At 76.6% G+C, this 625-nt stretch carries 2 protein-coding genes; one reads left to right on the forward strand and one right to left on the reverse strand.

What is annotated here, in order from left to right:
* Positions 1-266 (forward strand): iron chelate uptake ABC transporter family permease subunit (locus tag ACFQ4O_RS18150; RefSeq protein WP_378777836.1); only part of this gene is annotated, 266 nt, incomplete at its 5' end.
* 21 nt (positions 267-287) lie between these two features.
* Here ACFQ4O_RS18150 and ACFQ4O_RS18155 read toward each other — a convergent pair.
* Positions 288-625: rhodanese-like domain-containing protein (locus ACFQ4O_RS18155; protein WP_378777838.1), on the reverse strand; the 338-nt coding region annotated here is incomplete at its 5' end.

The raw sequence follows: 625 nt of genomic DNA on the forward strand, positions 1-625 counted from the left end.
TTCTCGCCTCGCTTCTCACCGCCGCCGCCGCGCAGGTGGCGGGGCCGCTGAGCTTCGTGGGGCTGGTGGCGCCCCATCTGGCGCTCGCCTCGGGCCTCACCCGCGCCGGGCCGCATCTCGCCGGCTCGGCGCTGGTGGGCGCGGCGGTGACGGCGATCGCCGACACGCTAGCCCGCACGCTGATCGCGCCCTACCAGCTGCCGCTCGGCCTGTTCGCCTCGCTTCTCGGCGGCGCCTATCTCATGGCCGTGCTGCGCCGCCGGTGACGGCGACGCCGCGCGACGATCTTAGCGCGGCGCCCGGTTCCAGGTCGCGCGGGCGAGCAGCAGGCCGAGCCCGCAGGTGTCGGTGACGCCGGCGAACACGAGGCCGGCGCCCACGAAGCCCGCCAGCAGCAGGCCCCACGAGGTCAGCGTCGCGGCGATCAGCACGCCCAGCACCACCAGCGAGCCGGCGGCGATGCGCACCTGGCGTTCGAGGCTGATGACGCCGCCCTGCCCTTCGGTCACCGGCAGGCCGGCGGTCCGCCAGGCGGCGAGGCCGCCCTCCACCACCTCGACCTGCGTGAAGCCGGCGGCGACCAGCCGCTCGGCCGCCTTGCGCGCCCGGACGCCGGAGGCGCAGA

Source organism: Methylopila musalis, assembly GCF_042679725.1.
Classification (GTDB): domain Bacteria; phylum Pseudomonadota; class Alphaproteobacteria; order Rhizobiales; family Methylopilaceae; genus Methylopila; species Methylopila musalis.